Source organism: Geotalea uraniireducens, assembly GCF_027943965.1.
Classification (GTDB): domain Bacteria; phylum Desulfobacterota; class Desulfuromonadia; order Geobacterales; family Geobacteraceae; genus Geobacter; species Geobacter uraniireducens.
Map to the genome: position 1 here is coordinate 2,366,253 of NZ_AP027151.1, position 19,854 is coordinate 2,386,106.

Genomic DNA, 19,854 nt, shown 5'->3' on the forward strand with positions numbered 1-19,854 from the left:
GCGCATCAGCGCTATTCCCGGCAGTCTTGACGGAGGTTACCATGAAAGTTGAGCAGATATCCATTTTCATAGAGAACAAATCGGGGCGGCTGGCGGAAATCACCCGCATCCTCGGCGAGTCCGGCGTCAACATCCGCGCCCTCTCGCTGGCCGACACCTCAGACTTCGGCATCCTGCGGCTCATCGTCAATGATCGCGAGACGGCGAAACGGGTCCTGAAAGAAAAAGGCTTTACCGTCAGCAAGACCGAAGTGGTGGCCGTGGAAGTTCCCGACTGCCCCGGCGGTCTCGCCCAAATCCTCCAGACCCTGGACAAACAGGCAATCAACGTCGAATACATGTATGCCTTCGTCGAACGGTGCGGTGAAAATGCCGTGATCATCTTCCGCTTCGACGAGACCGACAAAGCGATTCAGACCTTGCTGGATAATGGCTTTAACGTATTGGCGGGCGAACGGCTCTACGCAATGTAAGAGCAAAGAGGGGAGGGAAGATGAGACGTTGGGCGACGCTGGCAGTATGCTGTACCGTTATGCTCCAATCCATTACCGCTCTGGCTGCCGCACCGATCAGAATCGGTGCCCTGTTTTCCGTCACCGGGCCGGCGTCGTTTCTTGGCGAACCGGAAAAGAACACCCTGGAGATGCTTGTCAAACAGGCAAACGCCAAGGGCGGGATCAATGGGCACAAGTTGGAACTGGTGGTCTATGACACTCAGGGCGACGTGACCAAGGCGGTGCAGCTTGCCAATAAACTGGTCAAAAACGATAAGGTAATGGCGATCATCGGCCCGAGCACCACCGGCGAAACCATGGCGGTGATCCCCGTGGCGGAGAGAGAGAAGATTCCCCTCATTTCCTGCGCAGCCGGGATAAAGATCACCGAGCCGGTAAAGAAGTGGGTTTTCAAGACGCCGGCGAACGACCATCTGGCGGCGGAAAAAATTCTCAACCACGCTGCCGGGATGAAATACCGGGCCATTGCCCTGCTCACCGTTTCCGACTCGTTCGGTTCCTCCGGACGGGAACAGTTGAAGGCCCTCGCCGGACGGAAAGGCTTCACTATCGTCGCCGACGAAGTCTATGGGCCGAAAGATTCCGACATGACCCCGCAGTTAACCAAAATCCGGGCAGCCAAACCCGATGCGATTATCTGCTGGGGGACCAACCCCGGTCCGGCGATCATCACCAGGAACGTCAAGCAGCTCGGGATCAAGGTTCCGCTTTACATGAGCCACGGCGTCGCCTCGAAAAAGTACATCGAACTGGCCGGCACCGACGCGGCCGAAGGGGTTATGCTGCCGGCGGGGAAGCTTGCCGTTTATGATCGCCTTTCGCGGAAGGATCCCCAGTATACGTTGCTCAAAGAGTACGACCAGGCCTATAAAAACGCCTTCGGCACCGAAGCGTCGACCTTCGGCGGTTATGCCTACGACGGCTTTCTCCTCTTAACGGGAGCCATTGGCAAAGGGCCGGCAACACCCGATCAGCTTCGCGAAGGGATCGAAAAAACGAAGAAACGCGTCAGCGTCTCCGGTATCTTCTCAATGTCGCCAGCGGATCATAACGGCCTTGACCTGAATGCCTTCGAAATGGTCCGGATCACCAAGGGCGATTGGGAACTGATCAAGTGAAAAGGGGAGGGAAACCATGTTGCAACGGACTTTGAGATTACTGACCGGCCTGGCCGCGCTGCTGCTGTTCGCCAGCACCGCCTGCGCCGCCGGCACACCGATCAGGATCGGCGGGCTGTTTGCCGTTACGGGACCGGCTTCATTCCTCGGCGAACCGGAACGCAACACGGCGCAGATGGTGGTAAACGAGATCAACGCGGCCGGCGGGATCAAGGGACGTAAGCTCGAACTGGTCGCCTATGATACTCAGGGCGACGCTACGAAAGCTGTCCAGGCAGTCAACAGGCTAATCAAGGAAGACAAGGTCTGCGCGATCATCGGGCCGAGCACCACCGGCGATACCATGGCCGTCATTCCCGTCGCCGAGCGGGCCAGGATTCCGCTGATTTCGATGGCCGCAGGGGTGAAAATCACCGAGCCGGTAAAAAAATGGGTGTTCAAGACCGCCCAGAACGATGGGCTGGCAGTGGAGAAAATCTTCGAATATCTGCAGAAAACCCACGTCCGCTCCGTCGCCATCCTTACCGTATCCGACTCCTTCGGCTCTTCGGGACGGGAACAACTCAAAAACCATGCAGCGAAATACGGCATTACGCTCGTTGTCGACGACACTTACGGCCCCAAAGATACCGATATGACCGCTCAACTGACCAAAATCCGCGGCAGCGGCGCCCAGGCGCTCATCTGCTGGGGGACCAACCCCGGTCCGGCGATCATTGCCCGAAACGCCAAGCAGTTGGGGTTGAAAATTCCCATTTTCATGAGCCATGGAGTCTCTTCCAAGAAATTCATCGATCTTGCCGGTGAGGCGGCCGAAGGAATCATCCTGCCGTCCGGGCGAGTCATCGTTGCCGATCTGCTGCCCAATTCCGACAGGCAGAAGAAATCGCTGCTGGCCTTCGTCAGGGATTACCAGAAGCACTATCGTACGGAAGGCGACCATTTCGGCGGTCACGCCTGGGATGCGATCATGCTGCTCAAAGGGGCCCTGGAACGGGGCGGCGACCAGCCGGCCGCTATCCGCGACCAGTTGGAGCGAACGAGAAATTTTGCCGGCATCGGTGGGATCTTCAATTTCTCCCCCCGCGACCATAGCGGCCTGACCAAGGATGCGTTTGTCCTGGTAGCTGTGAAAAAGCATGATTGGGTACTTGTAAAATAATTTTCAGCACGCAGGATAGTCACTACCTGAATGATTAATCACGGAGCGCAGGTTCTCGGGCCTGCGCTCCCGTCATCTCGACCGGATACCGTATACCAATGCACTTTTCGCAAGAGATTCTCCAGTACCTGCTGTCCGGCCTGGCGACCGGCGCCATTTACGCGCTGATCGGCATCGGCTTTGCCATCATCCATAATTCGACCGGTATCATCAACTTCGCCCAGGGCGAATTCGTCATGTTGGGCGGCATGTTCACCTTCTTTTTTCTGACGGCCCTGAAACTTCCCCTTATCCTGGCGATCATCCTGGCAATCGGCTGTGCGACCCTGGTCGGAATCACCTTCGAGCGGCTGGCTATCCACCCCCTGAGAAATGCCACCCCGATCAGCATGGTGATCATCACGATCGGCGGGAGTATCCTGATTCGCGGACTGGCCATGCTGCTCTGGGGAAAGGAAACGCACGCCGTCCCCGCCTTTTCGAGCAGCGAGCCGATCCATCTTGGTGAGGCAACCCTGTTGCCGCAACACTTCTGGATTTTTGCCCTCACCGCCCTCGCCATCCTCGGCAGCAAACTCTACTTCAACTACACCGTCAGCGGCAAGGCGATGCGGGCCTGTGCGTTCAACAGCCGGGCAGCGGGGTTGGTCGGCATCGACGTCAAAAGGATGATCCTGTTCTCCTTTGCCATCAGTTCGGCGATGGGGTCGATCGCAGGGATCATTATCGCCCCGCTGACCATGACCTCGTACGATGTGGGAATCATGCTCGGGCTGAAGGGATTCTGCGCCGCAATTATCGGCGGCATGAGCAGCGGCTTGGGCACCGTTTTCGGCGGCCTGATCCTCGGTATCCTGGAATCTCTGGGCGCCGGGCTGGTTTCCTCGGGCTACAAGGATGCCATTGCCTTCATAATCCTCCTGCTTCTCTTGCTGGTCAGACCCCAGGGGCTTTTCCGGAAAGGAGAAACCGAGCGCGTTTGACTCGGACCGCTATGATGACCCTCCAATCCCTTTTACGCCATCCGGCTGTACAATTTGTCGCCTTTGCACTCGCGATCCTGTGCCTGCCATCGCTGCTTGCCGGCGGCTACCTGCTCAACGTGTTCATATTCGTCGGCATTCATACCATGTTGGCCCTGGCGCTCAACCTGCTGCTCGGCTATGCCGGTCAGATATCACTCGGCCATGCGGCGTTCTTTGGGCTCGGTGCCTACGCTTCGGGCGTGCTGACTACCACCTACGGGTACAACCCATGGCTGATAATGCTGTTCGCCGCCGGCGCGGTCGGTCTGCTGGCGTTCGCCATCGGTTTTCCCATCCTGAACCTGAAGGGGCATTATCTGGCGATGGCCACGCTGGGTTTCGGGATCATCGTCTATATCGTCTTCAATGAAACGATCGATATCACCGGCGGGCCCTCGGGCTTTCCCGGCATCCCCAATTTCTCCTATGGTGAGTTCACGTTCGACAGCGACCTCAAGAACTATTACCTGATCTGGGGTTTCACCCTCGTAACCATGCTGTTGGCCCTGAACTTGGTCAATTCCCGGATCGGCCGTGCTCTCCGGGCTATCCACGACTCGGAAGTGGCCGCCCGGGTACTGGGCATCAACGTCCGCTTGATGAAAGTCCAGATTTTCGCTCTGTCGGCCATAATTTCCTCGATCGCCGGATCGCTGTACGCCCACACCATGACCTTCATTTCACCGGCTTCCTTCGGCTTCAATTTCTCGGTCGAACTGGTGACCATGGTGATAATCGGCGGTCTCGGCAGCATCTACGGCTCTTTCCTCGGCGCCGCACTCTTGACGCTGTTGCCGGAACTTTTGCGCACGTTCCAGGATTACGACATCATTGTCTACGGGCTGTTGCTCATCCTCATCACCATGTTCATGCCGGGGGGGCTCATCCGCGGAGTACCGGCAGGAGTAGGATTCCTGCTGGCAAAGGTAAGAAAGAACGCCAATGCTTGAAGTCCGAGGAATTACCCAGCAATTCGGCGGTGTTACCGCCTTGAGCGACGTTTCATTCGCCGTTCGCCAGGGGGAGGTCACCGGCATCATCGGCCCCAATGGCGCCGGCAAAACGACCCTCTTCAACGTCGTGACCGGTCTTTACACGCCAACCGCAGGAACGGTTCTCCTCGACGGTAGAAATGTAACCCGGCTGCCGCCGGAAAAACTGGCCCGCCGGGGGATGGTCCGCACCTTTCAGAACATTGAACTCTTCGCCAAGATGACGGTACTGGAAAATGTCATGGTCGGCCTGCACACCAAGAGCACCAGCGGCTTGCTGTCATGTTCGCTCCGCATGCCCTGGCAACGGGCCGAAGAACGACGGCTTCGCCAGGGAGCGCTGCAATGGCTTGAGTTTGCCGGCATTGCCGAGTTGGCCAACACGGAAGCGGGCGGGCTACCGTTCGGCAAGGGAAGGCTACTTGAAATTGCCCGCGCCATGGCACTTGAGCCCCGATTAATCTTGATGGATGAACCGGCTGCGGGACTCAACAGCCGGGAAACCATGGAGCTGGCCCGGCTCATCAAACGCATCCAGGAGACGGGTATTACAGTAGCTCTGGTGGAGCACGATATGGAGTTGGTCATGGATATCTGCGATGCCATTGTCGTACTCAACCTCGGCTCCAAACTGGCAGAGGGATCACCCCGGGAGATCCAGGAAAACCCGGAAGTGATCGCCGCCTATCTCGGCGAAGGATAGCAGCGTCACACGACGGATGGAAAGCAATGTTAAAGCTTAAGAATATCAACACATTTTACGGAAAAGTTCATGCATTGAAGAATGTTTCGCTGCACTTGGCGAAAGGGGAGATCGTCACCCTGATCGGCGCCAATGGAGCCGGCAAGACCACCATCCTCAATACAATCTCGGCGGTCACGCCGGCAGCCAGCGGCGAGATACTCTTCGCCGATGCGAACATCGCCGGAATGCCCCCCGACCGGGTGGTGCGAAACGGCATCTGCCAAGTTCCCGAAGGCCGCCAGGTATTCAAGCCGCTCTCGGTGGAAGATAATCTTGAACTCGGGGCCTACCTGCGCTACCGGAACAGGGAAGGGCGGAAGGAGATCGGCAAAGACCTTGACGATATCTACGTTCTCTTTCCCCGACTGCACGAACGACGTAAGCAGGCCGCCGGCACACTTTCCGGCGGCGAGCAGCAGATGCTCGCCATCGGTCGGGCGTTGATGGGCCGCCCGCAACTGCTGCTTCTCGATGAACCCTCAATGGGACTTGCCCCCCTGGTAGTCCAGGAAATTTTCCGGGTCATTGCAACGCTGCGCCAGGAGAAGGGGACGACAATCCTGCTGGTCGAACAGAACGCCAAAGCGGCACTGAAAATGGCAGATCGGGGATATGTCCTCGAAACTGGTAAAGTGATACTAGAAGGAATAGCTTCGGAGTTATTGGAAAACAAAGAAGTACAACGTGCTTATCTTGGGAAGGACAAGAAAGAAATCTGGGAGCGCTAAACGAGGTGCCTATGCAAATCTGGGAGCCGCATTTTGAGTGCATGCCGCGGGAAGAACTGGAACAACTGCAACTGGAACGACTGCAGGCGACCATCAACCGAGCGTACAAGAACGTCACCTGTTATCGAAACAAATTCAATGAGCTGGGAATCGTTCCGGAGGATATCCGTTCTCTCGATGATCTGGCCAAGCTTCCTTTCACCACCAAGGAAGACTTGCGGCTCAACTATCCCTACGGCATGTTTGCCGTCCCCCTGCGTGAAGTGGTCAGAATCCACTCTTCATCGGGGACAACCGGCAAGCCGACCGTGGTCGGCTACACCCGCAACGACATTAAAACCTGGTCGTCGTTAGTGGCCCGGTTTATGACCGCCGCCGGGGTAACCCATGACGACGTAGTGCAGATTGCCTTCGGTTACGGCTTGTTTACCGGCGCATTCGGGCTCCATTACGGCTCTGAACTGATCGGCGCATCGGTGATCCCAATGAGTTCCGGAAATACCGAGAAACAAATCATGATCATGCAGGACTACAAAAGCACTGCCTTGGTCAGCACGCCGAGTTACGCCATCACCCTTGCCGACCGGATGGAAAAAATGGGAATCGACCCCAAATCGCTCTCCCTCAAAGTCGGACTGTTCGGCGCCGAACCATGGTCAGAGGGAATGCGGCGGGAAATCGAAGAACGTCTCTACGTCAGAGCTACCGACAATTACGGCCTTTCCGAAGTGATCGGGCCAGGTGTAGCCGGCGAATGCGAACAGCGCTGCGGCATGCACCTCTTTGAAGATGCATTCTTCCCGGAAATCATCGACCCGGAAACCTGCGAGCCTTTACCGCCGGGGAGCGTCGGCGAACTGGTCATCACCACCTTGACCAAAGAGGCTTTCCCGATGATCCGTTATCGGACCAGAGATATCACCAGTCTCGATTATGCACCATGCGCCTGTGGACGAACCATGGTCCGAATGAAAAAGACCATGGGGCGGTCCGATGACATGCTGATCATCAAAGGAGTGAATGTCTTTCCATCACAGATCGAAGAAGTGCTGTTCGCCATCGAAGGGTGCGAACCGCATTATCAATTGGTTGTGGAACGTCAGGGGGCTACCGACGTACTCGAAGTGCGGATTGAAGTCACCGAAAATATTTTCTTCGATGAAATGAAACGGCAGCGCTCGTTTCTCGAAATGGTGGAGAAGAAGATCGATTCGGTGCTCGGTGTCGGCGTCACTGTCAAACTGGTCGAACCGAACACCATCCCGCGGCATGAAGGGAAAGCTCTCAGGGTAATCGACAACCGGAAGATTTGACTGGGGAAAACCTGCAGCTAACATCAGGGGGCACAGCTGAGTGCCCCCCGCTTTATCTCTCCATTACGTCCCATAAGATATATTATGTTAAGTTAAGTGCTGCCGCAGTCGATCGAGCTTGTCAAATTTGTCATAATCCTTAAAGACAAGGGTTTTGAGGAACCTGATGTCTCTCCGTGGTTCGCCTTCAAAACCACGTAGTGACATAAAGGCCCCACCATCGCGGACGGTAGGTATTACGAGTTCATTCAGTACGGCGCCATCGGCCAGGCCATCACCCCCCTCTGGGACGGCATGGACCTCGGGAAGCTCACAGATTGCCAGAACATCAGGTCCGCCATATTTCGAATACCCTATAGCGCGCATTTTATATTCTCCTTTCACGGCTACCCGTCCGAAGACATAATCGCTTAGAAGCGTTAACCAGGGCCCCTACTCCACTCGCTCAACAGTAACCTCGCCGTTGAGTTGAGAGAGCTTATCTACGCCGGCGTCAATCCGGCCGAGGATGATCAACCCACTGGCGTAACCAAAGTCCTTGTAAAAAATGGCCAGATTCCCCCACGGCGCATAGAGCGTGATATCCCCCACCGCTGGGTCGCTCCCCGGGGGCGCCCCTTGCGTTGACAACCTCCGGGGGAGATCACTGATTTTTTCCGTCCCGGCATAATCATAGAGAGTCACGGTTAGAGGCAGCAACGACATGAAATCGCGAGTGGTCGCATTGTCGTGCATCGTTGCGGTTAACACAGCGGTCTCGTTTGAAATTTTGATTTTCATGTTTTTGCTCTCCGCGGCCAATGCCGAGATGGTCAATCCGATGAATATGAAAAAGAGCGAAAGGATCGTTTTTTTCGTCGGGCGCCCTCCAATGCGTTGAACTATTTTGCCGTCCTATTGGCCAACAAATCCCTTAAGAATTTGCTGGCACTGTCGGCCTCCTTACTTCCGACTCTGGCTTTGATAACCGAAACAAAGGCTTTCATCTGCTCTTGCGTCAGTCCGGTGTTCATTGCAGCCCCCAGGTGGAAACTGAGCGGGCCCTCCAGCCCGGGCATGCTGGCCAGGGCGGCGATGGTCGCAAGTTCTCGTTCCTGAAAGGTCAATACATCGCGGACAAAGATATCCGCAAATAGATGCTCCTTCAGGAATCTGTCGATAACCGGTGAAAACTCTTGCCACCTGGCAGGTTGAGGAACCTTGTCCAGTCCTCCCAGTTGGGCACGAACCTTTGCCCCGTATTCATCCCGATTCAGGTCTGCGGGAATCGGACTAGCGTCCTTTCCCGTGACATCCTTGATCCCCTTTGTCTGTCGTTCATCCAGGACAGCCATAAAGGCGCCAAGGCCATTCAGGCTTCGTGGAAATCCGGCGTACGCATACATCTGCACCAGGATCTCTTTGATTTCGTTGACGGTCAGGCCGGCATCGAGTCCTTCGTTCAACGCTGTTTTTAGCCTGGGCATATCACCATTGGCAGTAAATGCTGCAATGGTAATGATGCTTTCCTGTTTTTGATTCAATACCCGATGCTTTTCCATAGCGACTCCATCCGATCCAAATGCCAAACCAGGTAGCAACAGCGATACGAGCAAAAGTGAAAAGCTGGCTATTTTCATGGCGGTCTCCTCACTTCCCTGAATACTGCTCATCGGTGACCTTTTCTTTCCAGATGACATTCTTACCGGCAAGATCACCGGTGATGACGAGGTGAGTCATGGGTGAGTCAGGCGTGGCGCCATGCCAATGATCGATGTTGGGCGGGCACCAGAGGGCATCCCCCGCCTTGATGGTAACGATCTTCCCGTCTCGCGTTCCGGTCAAGCCGACTCCGGACGTCACGACCATGTGTTGCCCCGCAGGATGGAGATGCCATGCGGTTCTGGCACCGGGCTGAAAGGTGACATAGGCCCCGGAGTAATGAGCGGTCTCGTTGGCGGGGAACAGCAGGTCGACCTGAACATCACCGGTAAACAGGTTGTCCGGACCCTTGAATGACTTTTGCGACCCGGCGGGGTACACTGCCTGAGCTGGGCGGTTCCTTTCGGCGGCAACCGCATGGCTTGAAGTGACTACCATTAAAAGAAACAGGCACAGTTTCGAAAAGGTTTTTGTGATTCTCATAGCGATTTCCACTTGGTTTGTTAATCGATTTCTCTGTTTTGTTCATAACCGTCGTTATGGTTTCAGCAGCGCCTTGATTGCCCTGCGCTCGTCCATCGCCCGGTAGCCTTCCGCCACCTGGTTGAGGGGCAAAACGAGGTCAAAGACCTTGCCAGGGTTGATCTCACCCCGCAAGACCAGATTGATCAGGTCGGGCAGATAGCGTCGCACCGGGGCCGGGCCGCCATGGAGGTGAACATGGGCATAAAACAGCTCTTCTCCCTTGAGTTCTACGCCGTGGGGGACGCCGACATAACCCACAAACCCACCCGGACGGGTTGAGCGAATCGCCTGCATCATGGATTCCTGGGTACCGACACATTCCAGTACCGAATCAGCACCGATGCCGCCGGTCAGTTCCTTGATGCGGGCCACGCCGTCATCACCGCGAGCGGTCACGATGTCCGTGGCACCGAACTCACGCGCAAGCTCCTGTCGCGACGGGTTGCGGCTCATGGCGATGATCCGCCCGGCACCCATCTGTTTGGCCGAGAGAATCCCACTCAGGCCAACCGCGCCATCGCCGACGACCACGACCGTATTTCCCGGTTTCACGTTGGCCGCGTCGGCGGCAAACCAGCCGGTGCCGAAGACATCGGAGGTGGTCAAGAGACTGGGGATCAGATCCTCCGGGGGAATCTCAGGGGTAGCCACCAAGGTGCCATCGGCAAGGGGAACACGCAGATATTCCGCCTGGGCATCGCCGACAAAGGTCGCATGCTGGCAGGAGCTATGGTAACCAAACTGGCAGTGGGGGCAGGTATTGTCCGAGGCAAAGAAGGAGCCGATGACGAACTGCCCGGGCTTGACGGTTTTGACCGCGCTGCCGACCTCTTCGACAACGCCGCAGTATTCATGCCCCATGGGTGTCGGCTCGATAACCTTCTGGATGCCTCGATAGGGCCAGAGGTCGGAGCCGCAGACGCAAGCAGCCGATATCTTTATAATGACATCCGTTGATTCGAGAATCTTGGGATCGTCACGCGTCTCAAAACGAATATCACGAGGACCGTAGAGGACTGTTCCTTTCATGGCGTATCTCCTTATTTGTTAACGAGCTACCATATAGCCGTCTGTTGAGTCACATCAAATATCCGGGCTTCCTGTAGAGCATTTTCTGTTTGTCGAGAATGTCCGGTTTGTAGACTTTTTCCTGCCAATTTTCCGGTGCTATTTCTTCGATGGCTACGGAAACCGACTCTTCTCCATTGCCCAGGATGCCGACGACATCCTTGACAATTTCCTCGGCAAGGCGAATCTTCTGCTGTTCCGACCTGCCTGGCCAAAGCTTGACGATCACGTGAGGCATGGTTATCTCCTTTGTCGCTCCTGATAGTGGGCCACAAGAGACGGTGGCCTTCTCACCAGCGGGAAGCAGGCTGAAGTTGTTGCTGGGATCGGTCATTGACGGTCATACTGCTCATCGCTCACCTTTTCCAGCCACTCGACCGCCTTGCCGTCAAGTTGTTCCTGAATGGCAATATGGGTCATGGCCGTAGTAGGTGATGCCCCGTGCCAATGTTTTTCACCTGCCGGGAACCAGACCACATCACCGGGATGGATCTCCTCGATTGGCCCACCTTCACGTTGCACACGTCCGCAACCGGCGGTGACGATCAGGGTTTGCCCCAAAGGATGGGTGTGCCATGCCGTGCGGGCACCAGGTTCGAACGTTACGCTGGCGCCTGTTGCGCGTGCCGGCGCTTCAGCCTGGCCGAACAGTGGGTCGATGCGTACGGTACCGGTAAACCAGTCGGTTGGTCCCTTGATAGATGCCTGTGATCCGCTTCGTTTAATTTCCATGTTCAGTCTCCTTCTCAGACTCTACGGAGTCGTTTTCTGAAATTTCAAAAATTAGCGTATCTTTCACGTTCAATAATACCAGCCAGGGGCTATCCCCAATAGACCATTCCTATCGACTTTTTGCCTATTCATGCAAATGCGATATTTACCCTTCATCCTCGATGGTTTTGCTGGTATTGTTTAAATAACAGAACAATGGAGAATACCCATGAAAAAGCAGGAAATTGGCAGAAGCGAAACAACGTCTGACACGGCTGCCGTACGCAATACCCTGATCGCAGACATTGCCCGATGGGCCATAAATCGTGAAGAGTTCACAACGCCGATTCCGGGTTTGTTCTTTTATCACCACGACAACCCGACCGAACCAAGCTTTGGGTTGTATGACCCGAGCATCTGCCTGGTCGTACAAGGCGCAAAAACGGTTCACATTGAAAACGAGACATTTATCTATGATGCCAACAACTACCTGCTCACATCCGTGCATCTACCGACAACGTATCAGGTCATTTCAGCAAGCCCTGAAGAGCCTTACCTGGGGTTGGTGCTGAAGTTTGACATGAAAGAGTTGTCGCAATTGATGATCGACTGCAATGCACCGTCCCCGCACACCAAACAGATTGAGCATGGCATGGCAACAAGTGAAGTGACACTGCCTCTGCTCAGCCCTTTCCAAAGACTGGTCAGCCTGCTTGACGAACCCGAGAGCATTCCCATCCTCGCTCCTACTATCCACAAGGAGATCCTGTATCGTCTTCTCGTAGGTGAACAGGGGGCACGACTGCGCATGATCGCATCGGCAGGGAGCCGGAGCCACCAGGTTGCGCGGACGATTGATTGGCTGAAGGGGAACTTCTCGGAACAGTTACGAGTCGAGGATCTCGCCGACATGGCCCACATGAGTGCATCCAGCTTCCATAGCCACTTCCGGTCAATGACCTCCCTGAGCCCGCTTCAGTACCAGAAACACCTGCGCCTGCAAGAGGCACGGCGTCTCATGCTTGCCGAGCATCTTGACGCGACGACCGCCGCATTCCGGGTCGGCTATGAAAGCTCGTCACAATTCAGCCGTGAGTACAGCCGGCTGTTCGGCGCACCGCCTCTGCGTGATGTCGCGAAACTTCGCCAGGAATCGGTCGTGACTGTTAACTGATGCAAGACGATATAAATGAAGACATAAAAAATCCCCTTTAACCATTCACCCCCAAAGGGCTAGCTCATGACAGGAGCTGGCCCTTTTCTATTCAACTAATAACACAAGACAATGCAATTTGTAGGATTGTGCAAATATCAAGGAGTTCTGTGTATTTCATGCACTGCTATAACTAGCTAATATATCACCTGTAAATAAGGTACAGCACAGCATTGACAAGGAGATATGAAATGCAGGATTTCACTTTTTACAATCCCACGAGAATCGAGTTCGGCAAGGGGAAAGAGGCCAACATCGGACAATACGTCAATGGGTTTGGCGTCGGCAGCGTTCTGATCCTGTATGGGTCGGAGCGGATCAGGAAGGATGGGCTACTTGGACGTGTTGCGGCATCGCTTGAAGAGCAAGGGATCAGCTACGAAGCTCTGGGCGGCATTATCAGCAATCCCGTGATCAGTCTTGTTCGCGACGCCGTCAAGGTCATCAGGGAGCACAACCTGCAAGGTATCCTGGCCGTTGGCGGCGGTTCGGTGCTTGACTCCGCCAAGGCGATTGCGGCTGGGGCGAAATATGATGGCGACGTCTGGGATTTTTTTATCGGCAAAGCCGCCATAGGAGAGGCCATCCCGGTATTCTCGATCATGACGCTGGCCGCCACCGGCAGCGAGATGAATCCCTATGGTGTGGTCACCAATGAAGAGACGAAACAGAAGTACAGTATCGGGTCCCCGCTGCTCTTCCCGAAGGTATCCGTCATCAACCCCGAACTCCAGTCCACGGTCACTCCGGCTTACCTGACCTATTCCGCCGTCGACATTTTCGCCCATTGCCTCGACCTCTATTTCACCGCCAAGGTATTTCCGGAATTTACCGCCGCACTGATCGAAAACATCCTGGAAACCGTAATCCGCACCACCGAGGTGTTGATGAAAAACCCGGACGACTATGACGTCCGGGGAGAATTTGCCTGGGCCTCGACCATGGCACTCAATGGCAACACCTTCGTCGGGGTTGCGGGCAACACCTTCGACACCCACATGATCGAGCACGCCATGGGGGCCCTTCACAACGTCCCCCATGGTGCAGGCCTGGCCGTCGTACTTCCGGCATGGATGCAGTCGATCAAAAACGAAAATCCTGCGCGGTTTGAGCGCTTCGCCCAAAAAGTGTTCGGCGTGGCAGATGCCGATGCGGGGATTGCCAAGCTAACCGAATGGTTCAGCGCCATCGGAGCTCCGGTCACCTTTGCACAAGCCGGTCTCTCGGCGAACGACGTCGAACCCATTGCCGCGAACGCCTTTGGCAATGCGAAGCTCTGGGGCATGGACCAGCTATTCCCTAAAGAGAGAATTGCCGGAATCCTCAACCTGGCAGTCAAGTAGCACTAGATTACGACGCAAGAGCATTCAAAGGAGACTGAACATGAAATACACATTTTTTGAACGCAGATGGGGTATCGTCACTTCAATTTTGGCAGGTTTATTTTTATCAGCCAGCATCGCATTGGGGGCTGACATGTCTAATGGAGCTGATAATTTTTACAAGAGTGACAAGGTTACTTTGAAGAAGGTTTCATTTAACAACCAATACAAGATGAAGGTGGTAGGAAATCTTTTTGTACCCAAAGGTTTAAAGCATGGCAGTAAGAGCCCCGCGATAGTAGTTGGCCACCCTATGGGGGCAGTTAAAGAGCAAAGCTCAAATCTGTATGCCACGAAACTGGCCGAGCAGGGCTTCGTAACCCTGGCGATTGACCTGTCCTTCTGGGGCGAAAGCGAAGGTAAGCCGCGCAATGCTGTTTCACCGGATATCTACGCAGAGGATTTCAGTGCAGCGGTTGATTACCTGGGCAGCCAGTCATTTGTAGATCGCGAACGGATTGGTGTGCTTGGGATTTGCGGCAGCGGGAGTTTTGCAATCAGCGCCGCCAAGATTGACCCCCGCATGAAAGCCGTTGCTACGGTCAGCATGTACGACATGGGTGCGGCAGTCCGTAATGCACTCAATCATTCACAAACCATTGAGCAAAGAAAGGCGATCATTGCCGAAGCAGCTCAGCAGCGTTATGTCGAATTTGCTGGCGGTGAAACCAAATACACCAGTGGCACGGTGCACGCGTTGACAAAGGACACACATCCGATCCAGCGCGAATTTTTTGATTTTTACCGTACACCGCGAGGTGAATACACCCCCAAAGGTTCATCGCCGGAACTGACAACGCATCCGACGCTGACAAGTGCCGTGAAGTTCATGAACTTCTACCCGTTCAATGACATCGAGACGATATCCCCCCGGCCGATGCTGTTCATCACTGGCGACAATGCCCATTCCATCGAGTTCAGCCAGGATGCTTACAAGCGAGCGGCGGAACCGAAGGAACTGTTTCTCGTCAAGGGTGCGGGGCATGTAGATCTCTACGACCGGGTCAACTTGATCCCCTGGGACAAGCTCACGTCCTTTTTCACCAAAGCATTGAGATAAAACAGAAGGGAGGGATGTATATGTCAGACGATCTGAAAAATAGTGTGATTTTTGCGCGGGGAGAACTGAATCCTTACGGAAAGTATTTTACCGGCACAAGCTATCTCAATATGTTGAGCCTCGAAGGCGTAGTTATGGGCAACGTCACCTTTGAGCCTGGCTGTATTAATAATTGGCACATCCACAAGGCAGACAAAGGTGGTGGTCAAATTCTCCTGGTTACCGGAGGACGCGGCTGGTACCAGGAGGAAGGCAAAGAACCGCAGGAGCTGCATGCTGGGGACGTTGTCAATATCCCGGCCGGAGTCAAACATTGGCACGGGGCGGCAAAGGACAGTTGGTTCGTGCATATTTCGGTCGAGGTCCCGGGAGAGAACAAGTCGAATGAATGGCTTGAGCCGGTGGATAGTGACGACTACAAGAAACTGAAATAGTGGAATATTTTTGACAATTAACTGCCTGAATAAAGAGAGTTCTGTTTCTTCAGTCCACCATCGTTTTTAGCGCAGACACTCTTTGGCCGGCTACGAAGTTTTTCTGCGCCCATATTTTATGCCCAGCTTGTTCATGCGCCCCCTCAGGGTGTGCGGGTTGATGTTTAGCAATTCTGCCGCCCCTCCGGGGCCATGGATTTTCCCTTCGGTCATGTCAAGGACCTTGTTGATATGGGCCGCCATGACCTCGTCAAGACCCAGGGGGCCTTCTTCCAGATTGCCGCCCCCAGCCTCTGTGACAGCATTCTGCTCGTCGGGCAACAGGGTGTCGAACCTGAGTTGCCCCCCGCGATGCCTGATCAGCTCCCTTTCCACCAGGTTTTCCAGCTCCCGCACATTCCCTGGCCAGGCATAGTTCGTCAGCCGGATCAAGGCGCCGGGGGCTATGCCTGGTGGGTTGGCGATCCCCAGCTCACGACATTTCAGTTCGACAAAATGCCGGGTAAGAGCGGGAACATCCTCTTTCCGTTGTCTGAGCGGTGGAACGATGATCGGAAAGACGTTGAGCCGGAACCAGAGATCCTCCCTGAAGCGGTTTTCCGACACCATGCTTTCGAGGTTGCGGTGAGTGGCGGCGATGATTCTGATATCCACCGCAATTGGTCGTTCCCCACCGACCCGCTCGATTTCACGGTTCTGCAATACCCGTAACAGGCGCACCTGGGCCTGGAACGGTAGTTCGCCGATCTCATCGAGAAAGATGGTTCCACCATTGGCCCTCTCGAACCGACCGCGTTTTATGGATGTCGCTCCGGTGAAAGCGCCCTTTTCATGGCCGAACAACTCGCTGTCGATCAGGCTTTCCGGAATAGCGCCGCAATTGACCTTGATGAAGGGCCCTTCTTTGCGTGGCGAGTTGAAGTGAATGGTGTTGGCGATGACTTCCTTGCCGGTCCCGGTCTCGCCCATCAGTAACACCGTATTGGCCAGCGGAGCTACCTGTCGCGCCATCTCCATAACATTGCGCAGCCCGGAATTACCGCCGACGATCGCGTCTCCTACTTGGGAAAAGAGTTCCCGGTTCAGGAAACGATTGTCGTCGATGAGATTGTCGCGCAGGCGCAGGACCTCCCGGTAGGAGAGTGCGTTCGACAGCGCCAGGGCAAAGGGTTCCACCACGATGGACAGCAACTCGGCATGTTCCTGATGATAGCGGCCCTCGCCATAGGCCCGTAAAATCAGCGTCCCGATCAGTTTGTTCTCCATCCAAAGCGGAATGGCCAGGTCCGAATTGCCTTCCAGCTTGACAATGGCTGCCATCGTCTTGCTCGAACCGCTCAGGTTTCTTCCGTCCAGAATCAGCGGTTCGGTCATGCTTTGCCCCCAATCCCAAATATTTTCAGGCAGGGGCACGATCTCCTCCGCCGGCTCCCGCTCCGCTTTCGCCAGATGCACGATGCGCCGAATCGCGCCAAGTTGGCTATCCATGATATCCAGATAGATCTCGTCCAGGGGCAGGCACCCCTGCAGATAGTCGAAAGAGCGTTTCATCGCCACCTGAATGTCTAGGCTGCTGCATATCCTGCGGGTGACCCCCCGGAAAAACTCATCATTGCTAATGGTCATGATGACTGCTCCTAAAACGGTTATCTGCCAGACAACAAATTGTCGTATTTGATAAATTATCGTATTTAAAAATTTTCAAAAAGATAAAAATGTCTTATTTGCTAATAAACCAGATGTAACAGTCACAAGTATTCGTTTTTACTAGTAAAGATTCTTGGCACAATTATCGCTAAACCTAAACAAGGAAGCAAGGTGGAAACAATCACTGCATGAGCTCAATACCTTGCCAAACATTACGAATAAACAGGAGAAAATTATGGCAAAATTACTTTACGTGACCTGCAACCTCAAATCGGAAGAGGGCTCTCGCAGTCTTTCGCTGGGCAAGAAATTCCTGGATGAATATCTCAGGTTCAACCCCACCGACGAGGTTGAGTTTCTTGACCTCTATCGCGACAACATTCAGCGCATCGATGCCGACGTCTTAAGCGGCTGGGGCAAGATGGCGAAAGGCTCAACCTTTGCCTCCCTCGATCTGCATGAGCAACGCAAAATCGGCCGCATCTGGAGTCACGCCGACCAGTTCAAGACTGCCGACAAGTATGTGTTCGTGACCCCGATGTTCAACCTGGGGTTCCCGGCGGAATTCAAGATGTATATCGACGCGGTCTGTGTGGTCGGGAAGACCTTCAACTATACCCCGACCGGCCCGGTTGGCTTGCTGAAAGATCAGGGGCGAAAATGCCTACACATCCACTCTTCCGGAGGCTTTCACTTCGGCAAGGAGGAGGACCACTCGGTTCCCTACCTGAAGTCGATCATGGGTTTCATGGGCATTGAGGACTTCGAAGCGGTCGTGGTTGAGGGGGGTGACGCCATTCCGGAGCGTGCCGAGGAGTTCATCGGCAGGGCCACCGAACAGGCAATTACTCTTGCCGCCACTTTTTAAACGACGGCGATGCAGGTTTGCTCCATACTGATGAAGAAGGTGAGTTCGGCTTGTCGCGGGAAAACACCCCGGGGTGCGGCTGATTCCGACTTCCGGAATCCGACCTGACAAGGGATTGCAGCATCTGCATGTCCTGGGGCAATGGCATCTTGCCCGGCATGCGAATACCTGTGGCAGGAGAGCCGCTCCCCTGGTAACAACAGCGCCCCACAGGCGGTCATTAGGAAATTTCTGCATACCCCGGATTGGAAGCCTGATAGGCTTGAGAAGCAGGATAACAACCACAGGAGGAAATAATGACAGAAATTCGTAGAAGCTATTGCGGTCTTTGTCATCCCCGCTGCGGGACCTTGCTGCATTATGAGAATGACAAAGTGGTGAAAGTCACTGGCGATCCGGATCATCCAATCAACCGGGGTGCTATCTGCGAACGCGGCCGGTTGATGCTGGACCACCTCTATCATCCGCAACGTTTGAATTTTCCTTTAAAAAGAGTTGGTGAAAAAGGCGAAGGCCGCTGGGAGCGGATCAGCTGGGACCAGGCCCTGGACGAAGTCGCTGAAAAGCTACATCAACCGTATTGGGCTCCATAACGTCTGTCAGCCTGGCACGCTGACGGATTGATCCCAGCGGGGTCGAAATCACGGCCCAGTACGCCAACATGCTTTGCCCGGATTGCCCGGAATTCTGTAGCCCGGAGATTGGAAGCTGGCCACACTCGGCACTGCTGTGTCGGATTGAGAAGGAGGAAGATAGACCCACGTGACGTTTGTTCTAATGTCAGGGGTCCTCATGTACATCGTACGCATCAAGACGTCATTAAAGGAGTAAACACATGATTGAACAATCAATCCTCGAAGACACCAAAACGTTCCTAGGCTATCTCGGTTTGACAGAAGAGCCGATCGGCGTCTATTACGCTGACTCCAAACCGGAACATGCGTTCGGCCCCAAGGCCGGCCCACCTATTTCTCGCGAATTGGAAGAGCAAGGGCAACTGAACATGCAGGAGGTCTTTCAAAACTTTTCCTGCGTCATTGGCAACATCTGGTTGGCAAGGAAGAAACGGGGTACCGCCTACATCTCTACTGAAGAGTATGGGTGCCCCGGCGGGATTTTTTACTGTTCCATGATGAAGCCAAACATCAGGTTCATTGAGCACTATGTAACCACAGGGTTTGAAGGAACCCCCATTCATGGTGAGCGGTACTTACCTTCCCCCGAGGCAATGAGAAAATTTCTGGACACGGTCAATCCCCGAAAAGCCCCGGCAAAATACTGCCTCTTCAAGCCTCTATCGCTATTTTCGGGAAGCGAGGTGCCTGAATTCGTCATCTTTTTTGCCCGCCCTGAAGTACTAAGCGGCCTGTTCACCCACACCACCTTCACCACCGGAGAGGCCGACAGTGTGGCGTCACCCTTCGGAGCCGGCTGCACCAACATTGTCTCCTGGCCTCTTTATTATCAGCAACAAGGCATAGAAAAAGCAGTGTTGGGCGGTTTTGACCCGTCAGCAAGAAAATACATGAAGACTGACGAATTAACGTTTACGGTTCCCTGGTCACTGTATCAAAAAATGCTGAAGGCATTGCCTGACTCCGTATTCAACGTCGATGGTGCATGGACGACCGTGCGCAAGAAGATCAATCATAGCGCCAAGATATGGGGTGAAGGCATTTGAACCGAATGTGTGAGCGGCACCTCTGC

23 protein-coding genes are annotated in these 19,854 nt (G+C 54.6%); 15 read left to right on the forward strand and 8 right to left on the reverse strand.

All coding sequences use genetic code 11. The features are described from left to right. Window positions 1-41 precede the first annotated feature (41 nt). From QMN23_RS11030 to QMN23_RS11065, 8 genes are all read left to right on the forward strand, one after another. Complete coding sequence (locus QMN23_RS11030) at window positions 42-473, forward strand: ACT domain-containing protein (RefSeq protein ID WP_281999358.1); 432 nt, start codon at window positions 42-44, stop codon at window positions 471-473. A gap of 20 nt (window positions 474-493) precedes the next feature. Continuing rightward, the gene (locus QMN23_RS11035; RefSeq protein ID WP_281999359.1) at window positions 494-1,633 is read left to right on the forward strand and encodes an ABC transporter substrate-binding protein; all 1,140 of its coding nucleotides are present in this window, start codon (window positions 494-496) and stop codon (window positions 1,631-1,633) included. A gap of 16 nt (window positions 1,634-1,649) precedes the next feature. Then, the gene (locus QMN23_RS11040; RefSeq protein ID WP_281999360.1) at window positions 1,650-2,795 is read left to right on the forward strand and encodes an ABC transporter substrate-binding protein; all 1,146 of its coding nucleotides are present in this window, start codon (window positions 1,650-1,652) and stop codon (window positions 2,793-2,795) included. A gap of 98 nt (window positions 2,796-2,893) precedes the next feature. Beyond that, window positions 2,894-3,778 (forward strand): branched-chain amino acid ABC transporter permease, encoded by an 885-nt coding sequence (locus QMN23_RS11045; RefSeq protein ID WP_281999361.1) that lies wholly within the window; start codon window positions 2,894-2,896, stop codon window positions 3,776-3,778. Window positions 3,779-3,789: 11 nt separating this feature from the next. Further along, complete coding sequence (locus tag QMN23_RS11050; protein WP_282003871.1) at window positions 3,790-4,770, forward strand: branched-chain amino acid ABC transporter permease; 981 nt, start codon at window positions 3,790-3,792, stop codon at window positions 4,768-4,770. Next, window positions 4,763-5,515 carry an ABC transporter ATP-binding protein gene (locus QMN23_RS11055; RefSeq protein WP_281999362.1) on the forward strand — a complete coding sequence of 251 codons (753 nt, stop codon included), beginning with the start codon at window positions 4,763-4,765 and terminating at the stop codon, window positions 5,513-5,515. Before QMN23_RS11050 ends, QMN23_RS11055 begins: the two co-directional genes overlap by 8 nt. 26 nt (window positions 5,516-5,541) lie before the next feature. Next, window positions 5,542-6,285: an ABC transporter ATP-binding protein gene (locus tag QMN23_RS11060; protein WP_281999363.1), complete on the forward strand. Its 744-nt coding sequence runs from the start codon at window positions 5,542-5,544 to the stop codon at window positions 6,283-6,285. An 11-nt stretch (window positions 6,286-6,296) separates the two neighbouring features. Then, a complete protein-coding gene (locus tag QMN23_RS11065) occupies window positions 6,297-7,598 on the forward strand; it encodes a phenylacetate--CoA ligase family protein (protein ID WP_281999364.1) in 1,302 nt (433 codons plus the stop codon). 87 nt (window positions 7,599-7,685) lie between these two features. Here the strand turns inward: QMN23_RS11065 and QMN23_RS11070 are convergent, their stop codons facing one another. The 7 genes from QMN23_RS11070 to QMN23_RS11100 form a co-directional block, all read right to left on the reverse strand. Continuing rightward, window positions 7,686-7,964 carry a hypothetical protein gene (locus tag QMN23_RS11070; protein WP_281999365.1) on the reverse strand — a complete coding sequence of 93 codons (279 nt, stop codon included), beginning with the start codon at window positions 7,962-7,964 and terminating at the stop codon, window positions 7,686-7,688. Window positions 7,965-8,030: 66 nt separating this feature from the next. Then, window positions 8,031-8,378: a cyclophilin-like fold protein gene (locus tag QMN23_RS11075; RefSeq protein WP_281999366.1), complete on the reverse strand. Its 348-nt coding sequence runs from the start codon at window positions 8,376-8,378 to the stop codon at window positions 8,031-8,033. 101 nt (window positions 8,379-8,479) lie between these two features. Beyond that, window positions 8,480-9,217: a carboxymuconolactone decarboxylase family protein gene (locus QMN23_RS11080; protein WP_281999367.1), complete on the reverse strand. Its 738-nt coding sequence runs from the start codon at window positions 9,215-9,217 to the stop codon at window positions 8,480-8,482. A 10-nt stretch (window positions 9,218-9,227) separates the two neighbouring features. Then, window positions 9,228-9,722 (reverse strand): (R)-mandelonitrile lyase, encoded by a 495-nt coding sequence (locus tag QMN23_RS11085; protein WP_281999368.1) that lies wholly within the window; start codon window positions 9,720-9,722, stop codon window positions 9,228-9,230. Between the two features lie 54 nt (window positions 9,723-9,776). After that, entirely contained in the window at window positions 9,777-10,793 is a 1,017-nt protein-coding gene (locus QMN23_RS11090; protein ID WP_281999369.1) for a zinc-dependent alcohol dehydrogenase family protein, read from the reverse strand. Window positions 10,794-10,842: 49 nt separating this feature from the next. After that, complete coding sequence (locus QMN23_RS11095; protein WP_281999370.1) at window positions 10,843-11,166, reverse strand: tautomerase family protein; 324 nt, start codon at window positions 11,164-11,166, stop codon at window positions 10,843-10,845. Continuing rightward, entirely contained in the window at window positions 11,163-11,564 is a 402-nt protein-coding gene (locus tag QMN23_RS11100; protein WP_281999371.1) for a (R)-mandelonitrile lyase, read from the reverse strand. Before QMN23_RS11100 ends, QMN23_RS11095 begins: the two co-directional genes overlap by 4 nt. A gap of 208 nt (window positions 11,565-11,772) precedes the next feature. Here QMN23_RS11100 and QMN23_RS11105 point away from each other — a divergent pair, with 208 nt between their 5' ends. The 4 genes from QMN23_RS11105 (at window position 11,773) to QMN23_RS11120 (ending at window position 15,632) form a co-directional block, all read left to right on the forward strand. Next, window positions 11,773-12,717 (forward strand): AraC family transcriptional regulator, encoded by a 945-nt coding sequence (locus QMN23_RS11105; protein WP_281999372.1) that lies wholly within the window; start codon window positions 11,773-11,775, stop codon window positions 12,715-12,717. 230 nt (window positions 12,718-12,947) lie between these two features. Beyond that, the gene (locus tag QMN23_RS11110) at window positions 12,948-14,099 is read left to right on the forward strand and encodes an iron-containing alcohol dehydrogenase (RefSeq protein ID WP_281999373.1); all 1,152 of its coding nucleotides are present in this window, start codon (window positions 12,948-12,950) and stop codon (window positions 14,097-14,099) included. A 40-nt stretch (window positions 14,100-14,139) separates the two neighbouring features. Beyond that, the gene (locus QMN23_RS11115) at window positions 14,140-15,198 is read left to right on the forward strand and encodes an alpha/beta hydrolase (protein WP_281999374.1); all 1,059 of its coding nucleotides are present in this window, start codon (window positions 14,140-14,142) and stop codon (window positions 15,196-15,198) included. A 20-nt stretch (window positions 15,199-15,218) separates the two neighbouring features. Then, window positions 15,219-15,632, forward strand: a complete 414-nt coding sequence (locus QMN23_RS11120) for a cupin domain-containing protein (RefSeq protein ID WP_281999375.1) — start codon at window positions 15,219-15,221, stop codon at window positions 15,630-15,632. A gap of 90 nt (window positions 15,633-15,722) precedes the next feature. Here QMN23_RS11120 and QMN23_RS11125 read toward each other — a convergent pair whose 3' ends face one another. After that, the gene (locus QMN23_RS11125; RefSeq protein WP_282003873.1) at window positions 15,723-17,183 is read right to left on the reverse strand and encodes a sigma 54-interacting transcriptional regulator; all 1,461 of its coding nucleotides are present in this window, start codon (window positions 17,181-17,183) and stop codon (window positions 15,723-15,725) included. A gap of 331 nt (window positions 17,184-17,514) precedes the next feature. Here QMN23_RS11125 and QMN23_RS11130 point away from each other — a divergent pair, with 331 nt between their 5' ends. The 3 genes from QMN23_RS11130 (at window position 17,515) to QMN23_RS11140 (ending at window position 19,828) form a co-directional block, all read left to right on the forward strand. Beyond that, window positions 17,515-18,147 (forward strand): FMN-dependent NADH-azoreductase, encoded by a 633-nt coding sequence (locus tag QMN23_RS11130; protein WP_281999376.1) that lies wholly within the window; start codon window positions 17,515-17,517, stop codon window positions 18,145-18,147. Between the two features lie 296 nt (window positions 18,148-18,443). Then, window positions 18,444-18,740 carry a molybdopterin-dependent oxidoreductase gene (locus QMN23_RS11135; RefSeq protein ID WP_281999377.1) on the forward strand — a complete coding sequence of 99 codons (297 nt, stop codon included), beginning with the start codon at window positions 18,444-18,446 and terminating at the stop codon, window positions 18,738-18,740. Between the two features lie 242 nt (window positions 18,741-18,982). After that, window positions 18,983-19,828, forward strand: coding sequence for a DUF169 domain-containing protein (locus QMN23_RS11140; protein ID WP_281999378.1), 846 nt, complete (start codon window positions 18,983-18,985; stop codon window positions 19,826-19,828). Window positions 19,829-19,854: the final 26 nt, after the last annotated feature.